Origin of the sequence: uncultured Amnibacterium sp. (genome assembly GCF_964244015.1) — a bacterium.
Lineage (GTDB): Bacteria > Actinomycetota > Actinomycetes > Actinomycetales > Microbacteriaceae > Amnibacterium.
The window spans coordinates 1-16,750 of the sequence record NZ_CAXTHO010000002.1 but is presented as its reverse complement, the minus strand read 5'-3'; the positions used below and the strand labels follow the sequence as shown (position 1 = coordinate 16,750).

At 72.2% G+C, this 16,750-nt stretch carries 16 protein-coding genes; 12 read left to right on the top strand and 4 right to left on the bottom strand.

Annotated elements, in window-relative coordinates:
* Window positions 1–91 precede the first annotated feature (91 nt).
* The 4 genes from ACFE67_RS00465 to mftR all read right to left on the bottom strand — a co-directional run bounded on the left by ACFE67_RS00465 (window position 92) and on the right by mftR (window position 5,908).
* The gene (locus ACFE67_RS00465; RefSeq protein ID WP_375404906.1) at window positions 92–943 is read right to left on the bottom strand and encodes an ABC transporter permease subunit; all 852 of its coding nucleotides are present in this window, start codon (window positions 941–943) and stop codon (window positions 92–94) included.
* Window positions 940–3,651, bottom strand: a complete 2,712-nt coding sequence (locus tag ACFE67_RS00460; RefSeq protein ID WP_375404905.1) for an alpha/beta fold hydrolase — start codon at window positions 3,649–3,651, stop codon at window positions 940–942. Before ACFE67_RS00460 ends, ACFE67_RS00465 begins: the two co-directional genes overlap by 4 nt.
* A 125-nt stretch (window positions 3,652–3,776) precedes the next feature.
* Window positions 3,777–5,291 (bottom strand): mycofactocin system GMC family oxidoreductase MftG, encoded by a 1,515-nt coding sequence (gene mftG, locus ACFE67_RS00455; protein WP_375404904.1) that lies wholly within the window; start codon window positions 5,289–5,291, stop codon window positions 3,777–3,779.
* Window positions 5,288–5,908 carry a mycofactocin system transcriptional regulator gene (gene mftR, locus ACFE67_RS00450; protein ID WP_375404903.1) on the bottom strand — a complete coding sequence of 207 codons (621 nt, stop codon included), beginning with the start codon at window positions 5,906–5,908 and terminating at the stop codon, window positions 5,288–5,290. Before mftR ends, mftG begins: the two co-directional genes overlap by 4 nt.
* Window positions 5,909–6,029: 121 nt before the next feature.
* Between mftR and mftA the strand changes: the two genes are divergently transcribed.
* The 12 genes from mftA to mftF all read left to right on the top strand — a co-directional run bounded on the left by mftA (window position 6,030) and on the right by mftF (window position 16,674).
* Entirely contained in the window at window positions 6,030–6,149 is a 120-nt protein-coding gene (gene mftA / locus ACFE67_RS00445; RefSeq protein ID WP_375404902.1) for a mycofactocin precursor MftA, read from the top strand.
* A complete protein-coding gene (gene mftB, locus ACFE67_RS00440) occupies window positions 6,149–6,427 on the top strand; it encodes a mycofactocin biosynthesis chaperone MftB (protein ID WP_375404901.1) in 279 nt (92 codons plus the stop codon). Before mftA ends, mftB begins: the two co-directional genes overlap by 1 nt.
* Window positions 6,424–7,677 carry a mycofactocin radical SAM maturase gene (gene mftC / locus ACFE67_RS00435; protein ID WP_375404900.1) on the top strand — a complete coding sequence of 418 codons (1,254 nt, stop codon included), beginning with the start codon at window positions 6,424–6,426 and terminating at the stop codon, window positions 7,675–7,677. Before mftB ends, mftC begins: the two co-directional genes overlap by 4 nt.
* A gap of 131 nt (window positions 7,678–7,808) precedes the next feature.
* On the top strand, window positions 7,809–8,651 hold the full coding sequence (locus ACFE67_RS00430; protein ID WP_375404899.1) for a mycofactocin-coupled SDR family oxidoreductase: 843 nt from the start codon (window positions 7,809–7,811) through the stop codon (window positions 8,649–8,651).
* A gap of 28 nt (window positions 8,652–8,679) precedes the next feature.
* The gene (locus ACFE67_RS00425; protein ID WP_375404898.1) at window positions 8,680–9,513 is read left to right on the top strand and encodes a mycofactocin-coupled SDR family oxidoreductase; all 834 of its coding nucleotides are present in this window, start codon (window positions 8,680–8,682) and stop codon (window positions 9,511–9,513) included.
* Window positions 9,514–9,556: 43 nt separating this feature from the next.
* Window positions 9,557–10,369, top strand: a complete 813-nt coding sequence (locus ACFE67_RS00420; RefSeq protein ID WP_375404897.1) for a mycofactocin-coupled SDR family oxidoreductase — start codon at window positions 9,557–9,559, stop codon at window positions 10,367–10,369.
* An 81-nt stretch (window positions 10,370–10,450) separates the two neighbouring features.
* On the top strand, window positions 10,451–11,287 hold the full coding sequence (locus ACFE67_RS00415; RefSeq protein ID WP_375404896.1) for a mycofactocin-coupled SDR family oxidoreductase: 837 nt from the start codon (window positions 10,451–10,453) through the stop codon (window positions 11,285–11,287).
* Window positions 11,284–12,177: an AAA family ATPase gene (locus tag ACFE67_RS00410; protein WP_375404895.1), complete on the top strand. Its 894-nt coding sequence runs from the start codon at window positions 11,284–11,286 to the stop codon at window positions 12,175–12,177. Before ACFE67_RS00415 ends, ACFE67_RS00410 begins: the two co-directional genes overlap by 4 nt.
* A 54-nt stretch (window positions 12,178–12,231) precedes the next feature.
* A complete protein-coding gene (locus ACFE67_RS00405) occupies window positions 12,232–13,161 on the top strand; it encodes a VWA domain-containing protein (RefSeq protein WP_375404894.1) in 930 nt (309 codons plus the stop codon).
* Between the two features lie 81 nt (window positions 13,162–13,242).
* Complete coding sequence (gene mftD, locus ACFE67_RS00400; protein ID WP_375404893.1) at window positions 13,243–14,502, top strand: pre-mycofactocin synthase MftD; 1,260 nt, start codon at window positions 13,243–13,245, stop codon at window positions 14,500–14,502.
* 1 nt (window position 14,503) lies between these two features.
* Window positions 14,504–15,187 (top strand): mycofactocin biosynthesis peptidyl-dipeptidase MftE, encoded by a 684-nt coding sequence (mftE, locus tag ACFE67_RS00395; protein WP_375404892.1) that lies wholly within the window; start codon window positions 14,504–14,506, stop codon window positions 15,185–15,187.
* Complete coding sequence (gene mftF, locus ACFE67_RS00390) at window positions 15,187–16,674, top strand: mycofactocin biosynthesis glycosyltransferase MftF (protein WP_375404891.1); 1,488 nt, start codon at window positions 15,187–15,189, stop codon at window positions 16,672–16,674. Before mftE ends, mftF begins: the two co-directional genes overlap by 1 nt.
* The last annotated feature ends 76 nt before the right edge of the window (window positions 16,675–16,750 follow it).

The window sequence follows — 16,750 nt, the reverse complement described above, 5'->3', positions numbered from 1 at the left end:
CCGCCACCGGTCGGACGGAGGGCCGCGACCGTGCGCTGCCACACCACGGAACGCAGAGCACGAACGCGCTGGCGAAGCCGGGCGGGCCCGGTCAGCCCGAGATGTCCTTCCGGTGGAACCACCAGGCGGCGACCGGGCCGAGGACGAGGACCCAGAGCAGTCCGTTGACGAGCGCGTCCGCGACCGGCCGGAGGTCGATCGGCTGCAGCAGGAACTGCTGGTACGCGAACGCGTAGTGGGTCGGCAGCCAGAGGCGGAAGTCCTTCAGCGCCGCCACCTGGTCGAGCGTGCTCGTCACGATCGCGACCACGACGACCCCGCCCGCCGCCGCGAGGGGCGAGTCGGTCAGCACGGTCAGCAGCAGGCCGAGGGCAGCGGCCCACAGCAGGCCGAACGGCGTCACCGCGGTCGCCAGCGCGAGCCGCGCGACGGTCTGCCCCAGGTCGAGGCGCGGACCGTTCGGCACCTGCATGCCGCCGGGACCGTAGGAGAGCACGCCGACGAGCAGCGCGATCGCGGCCATGCCGGCCAGACCTGCGACGAGGATCAAAGCTGCTGCCAGCGCCTTGACGCCGAGGAGGCGGAGGCGCGGCACCGGGATCGCGAGCAGGTACTTCAGCGTCGACCGCGACGCCTCGCCCGCGATCAGGTCGCCGAAGAGCACCGCCGCGACGATCGTGACGAGGTAGCCGCCGGACACCAGCAGCACGAACGCCGCGAAGCCGCCTCCGGACGACTGCGCGAGCGCACCGAGGTCCCCGCCCGTACGGGACGGCTCTGCGCCGCCGAGGAGGAAGGCGATCCGCACGACCAGGGGGAGCACGAGCAGGACCCCGACCGCGACCTGCACCCGCCACTGGCCGAGCTGGCGAACGAGCTCGACGTGCACCGGCAGCGCTGCCCGGCGCGGCCGGGCGCGCGGCGCCTCCACCTCCGCGGTCACCGGGTCGCCCCGGCGTCGCCGATCAAGTCGAGGAACGCGTCCTCGAGGTGCCGCTCGCGGTGCACGTCGGACACGGCGACCCCCGCACGGACGAGCGCGCCGACCACCGCTGCAGCCGGGACGGCGCCCGGTCGGACGCGGACGGCGTCCGCGCCTGCCGGTTCGACGGCGTCGACGCCCAGCTGCTGGAGGGCTTCGACCGCCTCGCGGGGATCGTCGACCTCGACCAGCAGCTCGTCCGTCCCGCCTGCGACCTCGGCGACGGGCCCGGAGGCGACGACGCGGCCGTGCGACATCACGACCAGGTGGCTGCAGGTGAGCTCGACCTCGCCGAGCAGGTGGGAGGAGACGATGACGGTGCGCCCGGACTCCCCGTACCGGCGGAGCACGCCGCGGAGCGCGACGATCTGCGGCGGGTCGAGGCCGTTCGTCGGTTCGTCGAGCACGAGCAGGTCGGGCATGCCCAGCATCGCCTGCGCGATGGCGAGGCGCTGGCGCATGCCCTGGCTGTAGCCGCCGACCCGGCGCCGGACCGCGTCGCCGAGGTCGGCGATCGCGAGCACCTCCTCCATTCGCGCGTCGCGCCGCGGCCGCCCGGTCGCCGCCCAGAACAGGCGGAGGTTGCGGCGGCCGGAGAGGTGCGGCAGGAAGCCGGGACCCTCGACGAAGCAGCCGATCCGCCGGAGCACGGGAGCACCGGGGACCACCGCCGCACCGAACGCCTCGATCGTGCCGGCGTCCGGCCGGGCGAGGCCCAGCACCATCCGCATCGTGGTCGTCTTGCCCGCCCCGTTCTCGCCGAGCAGGCCGACGACCTGACCCCGCTCCACGGTGAACGAGACGTCGTCGACCGCGACGAAGCCCGAGCGGAAGCGCTTCGTGACACCGCGGACCCGCAGCGGGGGAGCGGAGGCGCCCGCTCCCTCCGCCGATCGCGCGGTTCGAGCGCGCCGCCTGCCGACGACCGCCGCGCCGATCAGCAGCAGCAGGAGGATCGCGAGCAGCCCGCCGATCCGCCACAGGGTGGCGCGGGTGGGCTGTCCGACGCCCGCGCCGCTCGACTGCGTCGTGAGCCGCGGCAGCACGATCGCGCCGCCGGTCGACACCCGGAAGGCCGCGGGCGTGGTGGAGCCGAGGAACTGGCTGTCCGTCGTGCGCACGGTGAGCGCGATCCGGTCGCCGGCGGCGAACCGCCAGGTCGTCGCCGGCAGTGCGACGCCGATCGTCGCTCCGCCCGCGGGGACGTGGACGCGGATCGGTGCCACGCCGCCGGGCAGGGTGCGGCTGGCGGTCCCGGTCAGCGCAGCCAGCTGCCCGAACAGCACGACGTCCTGCTCGACGGCCCTGACGGGCGTGACCTGGATCCGGACCCAGGTCGTGCCGGCGAGCACGACGGAGGTGCGCAGCGGGGACGACACGAACCGCGCCGCCTGACCCGGTGGGTTCCGCGGTGCGAGCAGCCCGTTCGCCGCGATGCCCACATCGCTGTCGACGGCGATGCCGGGCAGCGAGGTCACGGCAGCCGGCTGCCCGCCCGGTGGGTTCACGACCGTCTGCTCCGCGTCGCCGAGGGGGAGGAACAGGGGGCGGACGCTGCCGTCCAGCCCCGGGTAGCGCGAGGCGACGCGGTGTCCGGCGAAGGAGGTGGTGCTCGCGGGCACGTCGTACTCGAACCGCCTCATCGGCGACGACCCGTGCTGCAGGGTCGCCGCCAGCCAGTCCTCCGTCGCCTGCTCGGTACCGGCGATCCCGTCGCCGTCGTGGCCGCCGTCGAACCAGTCCACCCGCACGGTCGCACCGGCGGCCCTGATCTGACGTCGGTTCACGTCCGCCTGATCGAGGCCGAACAGCGAGTCCTGCAGCCCCTGGATCAGCAGCGTGGGCGCGGTCATCCCGCTCAGCACGGTGCTCGGCGACGAGCGCTGCAGCAGCGCGAGGTCGGCGTCCGTCAGCGATCCGCCCGTGACGAGGGTCCGGTAGAGCGTGCAGAGCTGCGCCGTGAAGCGGCTGCAGGGGTCCGAGCTGCCCGCCGCGCCGGTCCCGAAGAGGCGGGCGGCCCACGCCGACTTGAACAGGCGCTCGGGTTGCGACCCGCGGACCCGGCCGGAGGACACCGGGTCGAGTGCCTGCGCGAGGTCGTTCCAGGTGATGCCCGCGACCACGGCGTCGATGCGCGGATCCGTCGCACCGAGCATGAGGGCGAGGGCTCCGCCGTAGGAGGCGCCGACGACACCCACGACGGGGTCGCCGTCACGGCTGCGAACGGCGGGTTCCCGCGCGAGGACGTCGACGAGCGCTCGTGCGTCCGGCACCTCCCCGTCCAGCGAGTCGAGTCCGATCCGGCCGGTGGACCGGCCGAAGCCGCGCGCGGAGTAGGCCAGCACGACGTACCCCGCACCCTGCAGCCGCCTCGCCTCCGGCTCGAGATCCGCCTTCGTCTGCCCGAACCCGTGCGCCAGCAGCACGGCGGGGGCGGGCACGGAGGTGGGGAGGTACAGGTCGGTGTCGATCCGGACGGTGCCGGTGCCGCCCGGCGAGGAGGGCACCTCGACGAATCGGCTCCGCGGTGCTCGCGGCCCCGTATCGGCCTCCGCGGAGGCGGTCCCGCCGACGCCGGGGATCACCGCGAGGGCGACGGCCACCACGCCCGCGGCGACGCGCAGCAGCGCTGGGCGGGTCGGCCGGGATGCGCTCGCCGGCATGCCCATGTGCCCACCCTGCGGGATCACGCCCCTCCGGCAGCGCGAACGGCGAAACCCGGCGCCGCCCCGCTCCGTTTCGTAGCGAGGATGTTCGGCGAGGTCGGGCGAGTGGCCGACGGCTCCGAGTGCGTCTAGCGCTCCACCCGGATCGCCGCGGCGACCAGCTCCCCGGTCAGGACCGCCGCGACTGCAGGGCCGCGGGTGGGGACGGTCGGCAGGATCGAGGTGTCCGCCACGCGCAGCCCCGCGACCCCGCGGACGGCGCCGGACTGGTCGACCGGGCCGGGGGAGCCGTCGGCCATGCGGAACGGGATCGTGCCGCAGGTGTGCAGCGCGGTGCCGAGGTGCGCGGCGACCCACTCGTCGAGCGCGCCGTCGTCTGCGAGCACCGCTCGGTCGATCGCCGCCCCACCGGTCGACACGGCGGCGAACGGGTGCGCGGCGAGCAGCTCCGCCGCCAGCCGGACGCCCTCGCGCAGCGCGCGGCGGTCCGCCGAGCTCCGGAGGTAGTGGAAGGCGATCGTCGCGGGCGTCCGCGGATCCGGATCCACGATCGTCAGCCGCCCGTGCGCCTCCGGCCGGCTCACCGAGACCAGGAGGGGTAGCGGCGTTCCTGGAGCCGACGGGGAGCCGGTCAGCTCCGCCGTCGGGATCAGGGACTGCAGGACCTCCACCTCGTCCGTGTTCAGCGCGGCGCCCATCCAGCCGCCGTCCGCGCACCGCGACGCCGCGGACGGGTGCCACTCGAGCATCACCTGCGGATGGTCGCCGAACGCTGCACCGATCCCGGGCGCGTCGAGCAGGGCGGGCACGCCCGCACCGCGCAGCTCGTCGGCCGGTCCGATGCCGGACCGCAGCAGGATCGCGGGCGACGAGAGCGCACCGGCGCTGAGCACGACCGCGTCCGCGGGGATCGTGGTCACGAGCCCGTCGACGAGGACCTCGACCCCCGTCACCCGGCCGGCGCCCAGCAGGATTCGGAGGACCGTGCTCCCGCCTCGCACCTCCAGGTTCGGCCGTCGGGGCCCGGCGATCAGGTAGGCGAGCGCGGCGTTCCAGCGCACGCCGTCCGCAGCGTTCATCGGCACGGCACCGACGCCGGGGGACTGCTCGCCGTTCTTGTCCCTCTCCTCCACGTGGCCGACCGCGAGCGCCGCCTCCACGAACGCGGCGGCGGCGGGGGACTCGAGGGGGGACCTCCGCACGGGCATCGGCCCCCGGTCGCCGTGCAGCACGGAGGCGCCGAGGTCGAGGTCCCGCTCCAGGCCGCGGAGCAGCGGCAGCACGGCGTCCCAGGACCACGCGAGGTCGCCGTGCGCCGACCAGCGATCGAAGTCGGCTCGGCGAGGGCGGATGAAGTAGGCGCCGTTCGTCGCCGTGGACCCGCCGAGCACGCGCCCACGGGAGACCGCGTGCGGACGGCCGGGGGTCAGCGTCGCCGGGAACCAGCGGTTGAACGCGCCGGAGGGATCCGCTCCCGGCACCCGACCGGCGTCGAGCAGGCGGGACGGCATTTCGGCGATCGTGCGCGGAGCGGGGCCGGCCTCGAGCAGCAGCACCCGTCGATCGGGATCCTCCGCGAGACGGGCCGCGACCACGGAGCCGGCTGCTCCGCCACCCACGACGACGACGTCGTATGCGGTCACGCGCTGCCGACGGAGGGGAACGCGTCGCCCAGGTCGTCGATCGCCTGGGCGAGCACATCGATCAGCACGGCGCCGTCATCGCGCAGCCACCGCTCGTACGCGGCGACCGAGACGGCGAGGTAGGTGTACGCCATCGTCTGCGGCAGCAGGTCGTCGACGTCGCAGGCGAGGCGGTGCGCGACGAACTCGGCGACCGCCCGCCGCCATGCCGCGAAGCGCAGCGTCGAGTGCCCCACCAGCGTCGGGTTCGTGAGCAGCAGGGACATCCGCGCCCGGTGGAAGGACTCCTCCACGTCGGGGAAGCGGTTGAACTCGATCACCGCGCTGCGGATCGCGACGCGCAGCGGCACGTCCTGCGGGAGCGCCAGCAGGTAGTCGTGCATCTTGGCGACGAGGCCGTCGAAGTCGCCCCACGCCAGGTCGTTCTTGGAGGGGAAGTAGCGGAAGAACGTGCGTCGCCCGATGCCCGCCGCTTCGGCGATGTCGTCGACGGTCGTGGCGTCGAAGCCGTTGCGGATGAAGAGCGCGAGGCCGATGTGGCTGAGCTCGGCGACGGAGGTCGCCGGTTGCCGGCCGAGACGCTGGGCAGGTTCTGGGCGAACCGGATCGACGTTCATCGCGCTACCCCCTTTCCATCGGCACTCGGTGTCATTAGTGTGCGATGTACCGAAGCCAGCGCAGTGTCGCCCGGCGATCTCCGGACGTCAACGTTGTCGAACCGCAGAGAAGGAGCGTGCCATGAACAGTCCCGAGTCGTCTGTCCCCGAGGTCCTGGAGAGTCTGGACGCGAGCGCGGTCATCGAGCAGGACGACCTGGTCGAAGAGGTCTCCATCGACGGCATGTGCGGCGTGTACTGATGCCGGCAGGCGCCTTCGACCTCGACCGGGCCTGGCAGGTCCATCCCCGCGTCTCCATTCGGCCCGAGCCGTTCGGTGCGCTCGTGTACCACTTCGAGACCCGCAAGCTCTCGTTCCTGAAGGAGCGCACGCTGCTCGATGTGGTGAACGGCCTCGACGGCGTGCGCACCGCGCGCGATGTCTGCCGAGCCGCAGGTGTTCCGGAGGAGCAGGAGGCCCGCTACGGCAGGGCCCTCGCCGCGCTGGCCGCCTCGTCGATGCTGGTGGCAGCGGCATGACCGCCGTGCTGCCGGCCCCGGCCCCCACGAAGCCGGCCCGCCTCGTCGACCTGTTCGAGTACGGCCTCGACGCCCCGATCTGCCTGACCTGGGAGCTGACCTACGCGTGCAACCTCTCGTGCGTGCACTGCCTGTCCAGCTCGGGCCGGCGTGATCCGCGCGAGCTGACGACGGAGGAGGCCAAGGCCGTCATCGACGAGTTCGAGCGGATGCAGGTCTTCTACGTGAACATCGGCGGCGGCGAGCCGACGGTGCGCCCGGACTTCTGGGAGCTGCTCGACTACGCGACCGCGCACTCGGTCGGCGTGAAGTTCTCGACGAACGGCGTGAAGATCACCCCGGAGAACGCCAGGCGGCTCGCCGCGAACGACTACGTCGACGTGCAGATCTCGCTCGACGGTGCGACCGCGGAGGTGAACGACCCGATCCGCGGACCGAAGTCGTACGAGACCGCGATGCGGGCGCTGCAGAACCTGTCCGACGCCGGGATGAAGAACTTCAAGATCTCGGTCGTCTGCACGAGGCAGAACATCCCGCAGCTCGACGAGTTCAAGGCGATCGCCGACCGGTACGGCGCGCAGCTGCGCCTCACCCGCCTCCGCCCCTCCGGTCGCGGTGCGGACGTGTGGGACGAGCTGCACCCGCTGCCCGAGCAGCAGAAGACGCTCTACGACTGGCTGGTCGCGCACGGCGATGGCGTGCTCACCGGCGATTCGTTTTTCCACCTGTCGGCGTACGGCGAGGCTCTGCCCGGGCTGAACCTCTGCGGTGCGGGCCGCGTCGTCTGCCTGATCGACCCCGTCGGCGACGTGTACGCCTGCCCGTTCGCGATCCACGACGACTTCAAGGCCGGCAACGTGCGGTCGGAAGGCGGGTTCCAGCGGGTGTGGCGCGAGTCCGAGCTGTTCCTGAAGCTGCGCGAGCCGCAGTCCGGCGGCGCCTGCTCCTCCTGCGCGTTCTTCGATACGTGCAAGGGCGGCTGCATGGCGGCGAAGTTCTTCACCGGTCTGCCGCTCGACGGCCCCGACCCGGAGTGCGTGCAGGGCTTCGGCGAGACGGCGCTGCTGAAGATCAAGGACCAGAAGAACGCGCTGCCGAAGTCGTCCGTCGACCACACCCACCAGGGAGCCCGCGAGCCGAAGAACGGCATGGGACCCATCCGATTGACGCTCAGCAGACGGCAGGGCACAGCGACGCTGAACCCGGCCGAGTGCGAGCCCGACCCGCTGGCGGGCTTCGCGGCCCGCTGACCGGACAGCAGGACGAACGGGACCGGAGCCGCGCTCCGGTCCCGTGATCGAACACGCCCGGGTGCGCATCGCCCGGCACCGATCGAACACGACCGGCGACACGAGAGGGACACGGAGAGAAGGCCATTCCCATGGCAGGACGCCTCGAAGGCAAGGTCGCCTTCATCACGGGAGCAGCACGCGGCCAGGGTCGCGGTCACGCGGTCCGACTGGCGCAGGAGGGCGCCGAAATCATCGCGGTCGACATCGCGGAGTCGATCCCCGGGATGGACCGGTTCTACCCCGGCGCCTCCCGGGCGGATCTCGACGAGACCGTCGCGCAGGTGGAGGCGCTCGATCGGCGCATCGTCGCCGTGCAGGCGGACGTCCGGGACTTCACGGCCCTGAAGGCTGCGCTCGACAAGGGCGTGGCCGAGCTCGGGCACGTCGACGTCGTCAGCGCCAATGCGGGCATCTTCCAGTTCGGCGACAAGACGGAGGACGTCTCGGATGACGACTGGGACACGGTCAACGACATCAACGCGAAAGGCGTCTGGCACACCGCGAAGGCGGCGATCCCGCATCTGAAGCAGCAGGGCACCGGCGGCTCGATCGTGCTGACCAGCTCGACCGCCGGGCTGATGGGCACACCGAACGTCGCCGCCTACACCGCCAGCAAGCACGCGGTCGTCGGGATCATGAAGACGCTCGCCCTCGAGCTGGCGCCGCAGTCGATCCGCGTGAACTCCGTGCATCCGACCGGGGTCGACACGCAGATGATCCGGAACGAGGCGACCTACCGCCTGTTCCTCCCGGACACCGAGCACCCCACCGACGAGCAGGCCGAAGCGGTCTTCCGCACCACCAATGCGCTGCCGATCCCGTGGGTGGAGCCAATCGACATCTCCAACGCCGTCCTCTTCCTCGCATCGGACGAAGCGCGATACATCACCGGCCTCGAGCTCAAGGTCGACGCCGGATACACCCTCAAGTAGTCATCGCAGAAGAGAAGGAGCAGGAACCATGGCAGGACGCCTCGAAGGCAAGGTCGCCTTCATCACGGGAGCAGCACGCGGCCAGGGTCGCAGTCACGCGGTCCGACTGGCGCAGGAGGGCGCCGACGTCATCGGCATCGACCTGCTCGAACCGATTCCCGGTGCGCCCTACGACGGCGCCACGCAGGCGGATCTCGACGAGACCGTCAAGCAGGTCGAGGCGCTCGACCGGAGGATCGTCGCCACGAAGGCGGACGTGCGCGACTTCGACGGCCTGAAGGCCGCGGTCGATGCGGGCGTCGCCGAGCTGGGGCGACTCGACATCGTGTCGGCGAACGCGGGGATCTCGACCCAGATGGCGCCGACCGCGGACCTCGACGAGGCGATGTGGCAGAACATGATCGACACCAACCTCACCGGCGTCTGGCACACGACGAAGGCCGCGATCCCGCACCTGAAGGCGGGCGGCCGCGGCGGCTCGATCGTGCTCACGAGCTCGGAGGCAGGCATCCGCGGCTACGCGAACGTCGCCCACTACGTCTCCGCCAAGCACGGCGTCGTCGGGCTGATGCGCACCCTCGCGCTCGAGCTCGCGCCCGACTCGATCCGGGTGAACTCGATCCATCCGACACAGGTCGACACGGACATGATCCAGAACCAGGCGACCTACTCGCTGTTCACGGGCGATCCGAACGCCACCAAGGAGGACTTCGCGGAGTCCTCCCGACACGTCATCGCGCTGCCGATCCCGTGGGTCGAGTCCGTCGACATCAGCAACGCCCTGCTGTTCCTCGCCTCCGACGAGGCCCGGTACATCACCGGCGTCCCGCTCCCCGTCGACGGGGGCAACTTCCTCATCTGACCCACCCGATCCGATCCACCCGAACGAGAACGAGGACATCACCATGGCAGGACGCGTCGAGGGCAAGGTCGCCCTCATCACCGGAGCCGCCCGCGGGCAGGGTCGCAGCCACGCGCTGCGGCTCGCCCAGGAGGGCGCCGACATCATCGCGATCGACATCGCCGGGCAGCTGCCCGGCGTGCAGTACCCGTCGCCCACCCCCGAGGATCTCGCGGAGACCGTGCGGCAGGTGGAGGCGCTCGACCGCCGCATCGTGGCGACGCAGGCGGACGTCCGCGACCGCGCGGCGCTGAAGACCGCGATCGACGAGGGCGTGGCCGAGCTGGGCCATCTCGACATCGTGTCGGCGAACGCGGGGATCTGCATCATCGCGGACTGGAAGGACACGACCGAGGAGATCTTCGACGACACCATCGCGACGAACCTCAAGGGCGTCTGGAACACCATCACGTTGACCGCGCCGCACCTGATCGAGGCCGGCGGAGGGTCGATGATCCTCACCAGCTCGGTCGCCGGCATCAAGGGCCTGCCGTTCCTGTCCGCCTACGTCACGGCCAAGCACGGTGTCGTCGGCCTGATGCGCGCATTCGCGACCGAGCTCGCCGAGTACCGCATCCGCGTCAACACGATCCACCCCACCGGCGTCGACACCCCGATGGGCCAGATGGACCCGAACCCGTTCGGGCCGCTGCTCGAGGCGCACCCGCAGCTCGGCGGGATGCTCGCGAACCTGTACCCGGTCCAGGTGACCGAGCCGGTCGACCAGTCGAACGCGGTGCTCTTCCTCGCCTCGGACGAGTCGCGCTACATCACCTCCCTCGAGCTGACGGTCGACGCCGGCGCGACGCAGTACTGAGACCACGGGCGCCGACGGACCCGGTCCCGTCGACGCCCGCGTCACCCTTCGGCCGGACTCGAGAAGAGAGAAGCAGGACTCATGGCAGGACGAGTGGAAGGCAAGGTCGCCTTCGTCACCGGAGCCGCCCGCGGGCAGGGACGCAGCCATGCGCTCCGCCTCGCGCAGGAGGGCGCCGACATCATCGCGATCGACATCGAGAGCCAGATCGGCTCGGTGCCCTACGACATGTCGCGCCCCGGCGACCTGGACGAGACGGTGCGGCAGGTCGAGGCGCTCGACCGCCGCATCGTCGCCAAGCAGGCGGACGTCCGGGACTTCGACGCGGTGAAGGCCGCGGTCGACGAGGGCGTCGCCGAGCTCGGCAGGCTCGACATCGTCTCCGCGAACGCCGGCATCTTCAGCTTCGGCGCGATGGACGAGCTCACCGACGAGCAGTGGGACGACATGCAGGACGTCAACCTGAAGGGCGTGTGGCACACGGCGAAGGCCGCCATCCCGCACCTGAGGGCTGCCAAGGGCGGCTCGATCATCCTCACCAGCTCGACGGCCGGGATCCACGCGATCCCGAACATCGGGCACTACGTCGCCGCGAAGCACGGGGTCGTCGGCCTGATGAAGACCCTCGCGCTGGAGCTCGCGCCGGACTCGATCCGCGTCAACAGCGTCCACCCGACCAGCGTCGACACCGACATGATCCAGAACTCGGCCACCTACGAGCTCTTCGCGCCGGACCTGAAGCCCGAAGAGCGGACGAAGGAGGTGCTCGCCGATCGGTTCGCCACGCTCTCGGTGCTGCCGATCCCGTGGGTCGAGGCGGTCGACATCTCGAACGCGGTCCTCTGGCTCGCCTCCGACGAGGCGCGGTACGTCACCGGACTGCAGCTCAAGGTCGACGCGGGAGAGACGCTGAAGTGACCGCCGCACGCGAGCGGATCGCGTCCCGCCTGGTCGGCCGCGAGCGTGAGCTGGAGCTCGTGCTCGCGGCCGTCGGATCGGGCAGGGACCTCGTGCTCGAGGGCCCGCCCGGGACCAGCAAGACGACGATCCTGAAAGCCGTCACGGAGGAGTGGGGGATCCCGCTGCTCTTCGTCGAGGGCAACGCCGACCTCACCCCCGCGAAGCTCGTCGGGCACCACAACCCGGCGCGCGTGCTGCGGGAGGACTACAGCGCCGACAACTTCGTGCCCGGACCGCTCGCCGAGGCGATGCGGCAGGGCGGCTTCCTCTACATCGAGGAGCTGAACCGTGCGCCCGAGGACACCCTCAACACCCTGCTGACCGCGATGGCCGACCGGCGCATCGAGGTGCCGCGTGCCGGGACCGTGGAGGCGCTGCCCACGTTCCGCGTGATCGCCTCCATGAACCCCTACGACAACGTCGGCACCACGCGGCTGTCCACCTCCGTCGCCGACCGGCTGAACCGCATCGTCATCGGCTACCAGGACGCGGTGGCGGAGGAGGGGATCGTCGCGCTGCGGACCGGGCTGGCCGGCACCATCGCGGCTCGGGTGATCCCCGACGCCGTAGCGGTGACGCGGGGCACGCGGGACCACCCCGCGATCCGGCAGGGCTCGAGCGTGCGCGGCGCGATCGACAGTGCGCTCGTCGCCCACGAGCTGCTCTCGCTGCGCGGCCAGGACGAGACCTCCGGCAAGTACGCGGAGACCTTCTACGACGCGATGACCGTCGCGCTGTCGGGTCGCATCCACCTCGACGACGCCGCGGAGACCACGCCCGAGCAGGTGCTCCGCGAGATCTGGGAGGACCGGTTCGTGCTCGACCCGGCGAGGGCCGAGCCCGGTTGAAGAGCCGTCTCCGCGGACTCGCCGATCAGCCGGCGCAGCGAGCGGACGGACCGGATGCAGCCGCTGCGGCGCAAGCCGAAGCAGCTGACCGAAGCGCCCACCGCGTTCGATTCGGCGGGCGGAGGGAAGGGTGGCACACCGCTGCCCGGGCGGCCGGGGAAAGGCGACGGGAAGCAGCGTCCCTCCGGAGCGGGTTCCGGCTTCACCGACGACGCCGGCTCCATCGCGGCGCCGGAGGACGCGGCGCAGATCGACCCCGTCGTCCGCGCTCGGGCGCGGGCGATCGCCGCGCGCCTCTCGGTGCCGAAGCCGAAGGCGGACGTGCGGGCGCGGCGGGGTGCGGGCGGGTTCACGAGCGTGCCGTACCGCGGCGGGAGCGACGACATCGACCTCGACGCGACGCTCGAGGTGCTGGCCGAGCGTCCGGTGCCGGAGGACGAGGACATCGTCGTGCGCGACCGGGTGCGCGCGCCGCGATCGGTGGTGCTGCTGGTCGACGTCTCCGGCTCGACGCGCGGCGAGCGCGTCCGCACCGCTGCGGCGACTGTGGGCGCGCTCGCCGCCGAGCTCGAGCGGGACCGCCTGTCCGTCATCGCGTTCTGGTCCGATGCCGCAGTGCTGTCGCACCTGGGTGACCAGGTCCGGCCGCTGGACCTGCTCGACGGGATGCTGCGGATCCCGGCGCGAGGGCTGACGAACGTCGCGTTCCCGCTCGAGCTCGCGGCGAAGGAGCTCGCCGGCACGCCGCCTCGCGACGCGCGGGTCGTGCTGCTGAGCGACTGCGTGCACAACGCGGGACCCGATCCGCGACCGCTCGCGGGTCGCCTCCCTCGCCTCGACGTGCTGCTCGACACCACGGGTGAGAAGGATGTGGAGCTCGGGCGGGAGCTGGCGCGCATCGGACGGGGCACCTTCGCGGCGGTGAAGACGTACTTCGACGTCGCGCCGGCACTCTCCACGATGTTCCGGACGAGAGTGTCCTGAACAGGGTCGACCTCGCTGGCACTCGGTGCCACAATGATCGGGCCGCGCATCGAGGCGCGGACGGAAGGAACGGGGAACGCGATGGCGATCTTCAGACAGAACCCCTGGTTCGAGACCGTTGCGGAGGCGCAGCGCCGCGCGAAGCGCCAGCTGCCCAGCTCCGTCTACGGCGCCCTGGTCGCCGGCTCGGAGCGCGGCCGCACGATCGACGACAACATCGGCGCGTTCGGCGAGCTGGGATTCGCGCCCCACGTCGCGGGCCACAAGGCGCAGCGCGACCTCTCGACGACCGTGCTCGGCATCCCGACCTCGATGCCGCTGCTGATCTCGCCGACGGGCGTGCAGGCCGTGCACCCGGACGGCGAGGTCGCGGTCGCCCGCGCCGCCGCGAACCGGGGCATCATCATGGGCCTCAGCTCGTTCGCGAGCAAGCCGGTGGAGGAGGTCGTCGCGGCGAACGAGAACACCGTCTTCCAGATGTACTGGACCGGTTCGCGCGACCAGATGGTGCAGCGGATGAACCGCGCCAGGAACGCCGGCGCGAAGGCGCTGATCGCGACGCTCGACTGGTCGTTCTCCAACGGCCGGGACTGGGGCAGCCCCTCCATCCCCGAGAAGCTCGACCTGAAGACCATGATCACGTTCGCGCCGAACGTGCTGCCGCACCCGGCCTGGCTCTACCGGTTCGCCAAGAGCATGAAGCTGCCGGACCTGCAGGCTCCGAACCTGAAGGAGCCGGGCAAGGACGCCCCGACGTTCTTCGGCGCCTACTACGAGTGGATGCAGACCCCGCCCCCGTCGTGGGAGGACGTGGAGTGGATGCGGCAGGAGTGGGGCGGCACGTTCCTCCTGAAGGGCATCACCCGGGTCGACGACGCGAAGCGCGCGGTCGACCTCGGCGTCGATGCCATCTCCGTCTCGAACCACGGCGGGAACAACCTCGACACCACGCCCGCGACGATCCGGGCGCTGCCCGCGGTCGCCGACGCGGTCGGGGACCAGATCGAGGTGCTGCTCGACGGCGGCGTGCGACGCGGTGGCGACATCGCCAAGGCGCTCGCGCTCGGCGCCCGTGCGGTCATGATCGGCCGCGCCTACCTGTGGGGCCTCGCGGCGAACGGGCAGGCCGGCGTCGAGAACGTGCTCGACATCATGCGCGGCGGCCTCGACTCCGCGGTGCTCGGCACCGGTCACGCCTCCGTGCACGAGCTGTCGCCCGACGACATCGTGATCCCGGCGGGGTTCTCGAGGACGATCGGCGGCGGCCTGCAGGCCGACGCGGAGAGCCCGAAGCAGCCGGCGAAGGTCACCGTCCCACGGGTGAAGGACCCGATCGGCTGAGATGCCCCATCCGCTCCGTCGACTCGGCGAGACGACCTGGCCGGAGGTGCAGGGCCGCCCGGTCCTGCTCATCCCTGTGGGGTCGACGGAGCAGCACGGCCCGCACCTGCCGTTCCGCACCGACGCGGTCGTCGCGGAGGCCGTGGCGGCGAGGGTGGCGACCCGGATCGACGGCGCGGTCGTCGCCCCGGTGCTCGCGTACGGTGCGAGCGGCGAGCACGCGGACTTCCCCGGCACCCTGTCGATCGGGCTGGAGGTGCTGCGCAGCGTGCTCGTCGAGCTCGGTCGATCGGCGAGCCTGTGGGCCGGATCAGTCGTGTTCGTCAACGGTCACGGCGGCAACGTGACCGCGGTCGACGCCGCGACCCGGCTGCTGGTGGAGGAGGGGCGAGACGTCCGCTGGGTGCCGTGCGCCGCGCCGGGCGGCGATGCGCACGCGGGCAGGACCGAGACCTCCCTCCTCCTGCATCTCGCACCCGCGCTCGTGCGCGTGGAGCGCGGGGAGGCGGGGGAGACGCGGTCGATGCCGGAGCTGCTGGCCTCCCTCCGTACCTCCGGCGTGCGGGCCGTCAGCCCGAACGGCGTCCTGGGCGACCCGACGGGCGCGACCGCGATGGAGGGGGAGGCCGTCCTCGAGCGGATGGTCGAGCACGCGCTGCAGCTGCTCGCGGAGGCGAGCGCCTGATGCTGCCACTGGGAACCGCGGTCGTCCTCGGCAGGCAGACGCGGGCGATCTCGAGCGGGAAGGCGCTGCTCGGCGGCTTCCCGACCCGCCTCGTTCGGCTCACCCCGCTGGCGCGACCGATGCTCGACGGCCGCATCGTCCGGGTCGAGTCCCAGGCGGCGGCCCTCCTGGCCGACCGGCTGCTCGAGCACGGCCTCGCTGAGCCCGTGCTCGAGACGCTGCCCCCGCCCGAGGACGCGCGCGTCACCTACGTGGTCCCGATCCGGGACCGCCCGGCGCCGCTCGACCGGCTGCTCACGAGCATCGGACCCGGGCAGGACGTGATCGTCGTGGACGACGCGTCCCAGTCACCCGCGGCCGTCGCGGCCGTCGCGCGCAGCCACGGGGCACGCGTCGTCGCGCTGACGACGAACCGGGGACCCGGCGGCGCGAGGAACGCGGGGCTCGCGGAGGTCCGGACGCCGTTCGTGGTGTTCGTCGACTCCGACATCGTGCTCGACCCCGGCACCGTGCCGACGCTGCTCCGCCACTTCGCGGACCCGCGCGTGGCCATGGTCGCGCCGCGCATCTCCGGGCTCGGCAACCGGCCGACGTGGCTCGGCCGCTACGAGGACACCCGGTCGTCGCTGGACCTCGGCCCGCATCCCGCAGCCCTCCGCCCGCGCTCCTCGTTCGCGTGGGTGTCCACGGCGTGCGTGGTCGCGCGGGTGGAGGCGCTGCAGACCGGCTTCGACGGCGCGCTGCGGATCGGGGAGGACGTCGACCTCGGCTGGCGGCTCGTCGACGCCGGCTGGCGGGTCCGCTACGAGCCCGCGGTCGCCGCACGGCACGAGCACCGTGAGCGACCGGTGGACTGGTTCACCCGGAAAGCGGTCTACGGCAGCGGAGCGGCGGCGCTCGGCGAGCGCCACCCCGACTACATCGCGCCCGCGGCCTTCGCGCCGTGGAGTGTCGCGTTCCTGGTGCTGCTGGTCGCGCAGCGGCGGTGGTCCGTGCCGGCCGCGTCGGCCGTGGCGGTGGCGACGGCGGTCCGGATCGGCCGCCGGCTCCGTCCCGCGGAGCACCCCTGCCGGCTGGGCCTGCTGCTCGCCGGCAACGGGGTCGTGGCAGCGCTGGCGCAGGCCATGGCGCTGATGCTGCGGCACTGGTGGCCGCTCGCGCTCCTCGCCTGCCTCGTGTCGAAGCGGGCGCGACGGGCGGTGCTGGTCTCGGCCGTCGTCGACGTGGCGCTGGAGTACCGCCGAGACGCGGCGCACCTCGACCCCCTCCGGTTCGCCGTCGCCCGACGGCTCGACGACCTCGCCTACGGCGCGGGCGTGTGGCTGTCTGCGATCCGGGCACGATCGATCGCCTCACTGACCCCGGCGATCGTGACATCGAACCGGTCTCAGAAGGGGCAGATCTCACCGTCGTCGGATGGCGAATCGGTGGGGAGGAGTGCGGGTGGGGCTGGGTCGAGTGGGTCGGCGGGTGGGTCTTCGAAGTAGTTGCCCCAGGTGTCCGTCATACCGACGATGCCGGAGTCGAGGAGCTCCTCCTCGTACAGCCGGTTGCTCTTCAGGT

Excerpts from the sequence above, each read along its gene's own strand:
- ACFE67_RS00425 (WP_375404898.1), top strand. The coding sequence starts at position 8,680 with ATGGCAGGACGCCTCGAAGGCAAGGTCGCCTTCATCACGGGAGCAGCA.
- ACFE67_RS00420 (WP_375404897.1), top strand. The coding sequence starts at position 9,557 with ATGGCAGGACGCGTCGAGGGCAAGGTCGCCCTCATCACCGGAGCCGCC.
- ACFE67_RS00460 (WP_375404905.1), bottom strand. The coding sequence starts at position 3,651 with ATGGGCATGCCGGCGAGCGCATCCCGGCCGACCCGCCCAGCGCTGCTG.
- mftR (WP_375404903.1), bottom strand. The coding sequence starts at position 5,908 with ATGAACGTCGATCCGGTTCGCCCAGAACCTGCCCAGCGTCTCGGCCGG.
- mftE (WP_375404892.1), top strand. The coding sequence starts at position 14,504 with ATGCCCCATCCGCTCCGTCGACTCGGCGAGACGACCTGGCCGGAGGTG.
- mftA (WP_375404902.1), top strand. The coding sequence starts at position 6,030 with ATGAACAGTCCCGAGTCGTCTGTCCCCGAGGTCCTGGAGAGTCTGGAC.
- ACFE67_RS00430 (WP_375404899.1), top strand. The coding sequence starts at position 7,809 with ATGGCAGGACGCCTCGAAGGCAAGGTCGCCTTCATCACGGGAGCAGCA.
- mftB (WP_375404901.1), top strand. The coding sequence starts at position 6,149 with ATGCCGGCAGGCGCCTTCGACCTCGACCGGGCCTGGCAGGTCCATCCC.
- mftC (WP_375404900.1), top strand. The coding sequence starts at position 6,424 with ATGACCGCCGTGCTGCCGGCCCCGGCCCCCACGAAGCCGGCCCGCCTC.
- ACFE67_RS00405 (WP_375404894.1), top strand. The coding sequence starts at position 12,232 with ATGCAGCCGCTGCGGCGCAAGCCGAAGCAGCTGACCGAAGCGCCCACC.
- mftF (WP_375404891.1), top strand. The coding sequence starts at position 15,187 with ATGCTGCCACTGGGAACCGCGGTCGTCCTCGGCAGGCAGACGCGGGCG.
- mftD (WP_375404893.1), top strand. The coding sequence starts at position 13,243 with ATGGCGATCTTCAGACAGAACCCCTGGTTCGAGACCGTTGCGGAGGCG.
- ACFE67_RS00415 (WP_375404896.1), top strand. The coding sequence starts at position 10,451 with ATGGCAGGACGAGTGGAAGGCAAGGTCGCCTTCGTCACCGGAGCCGCC.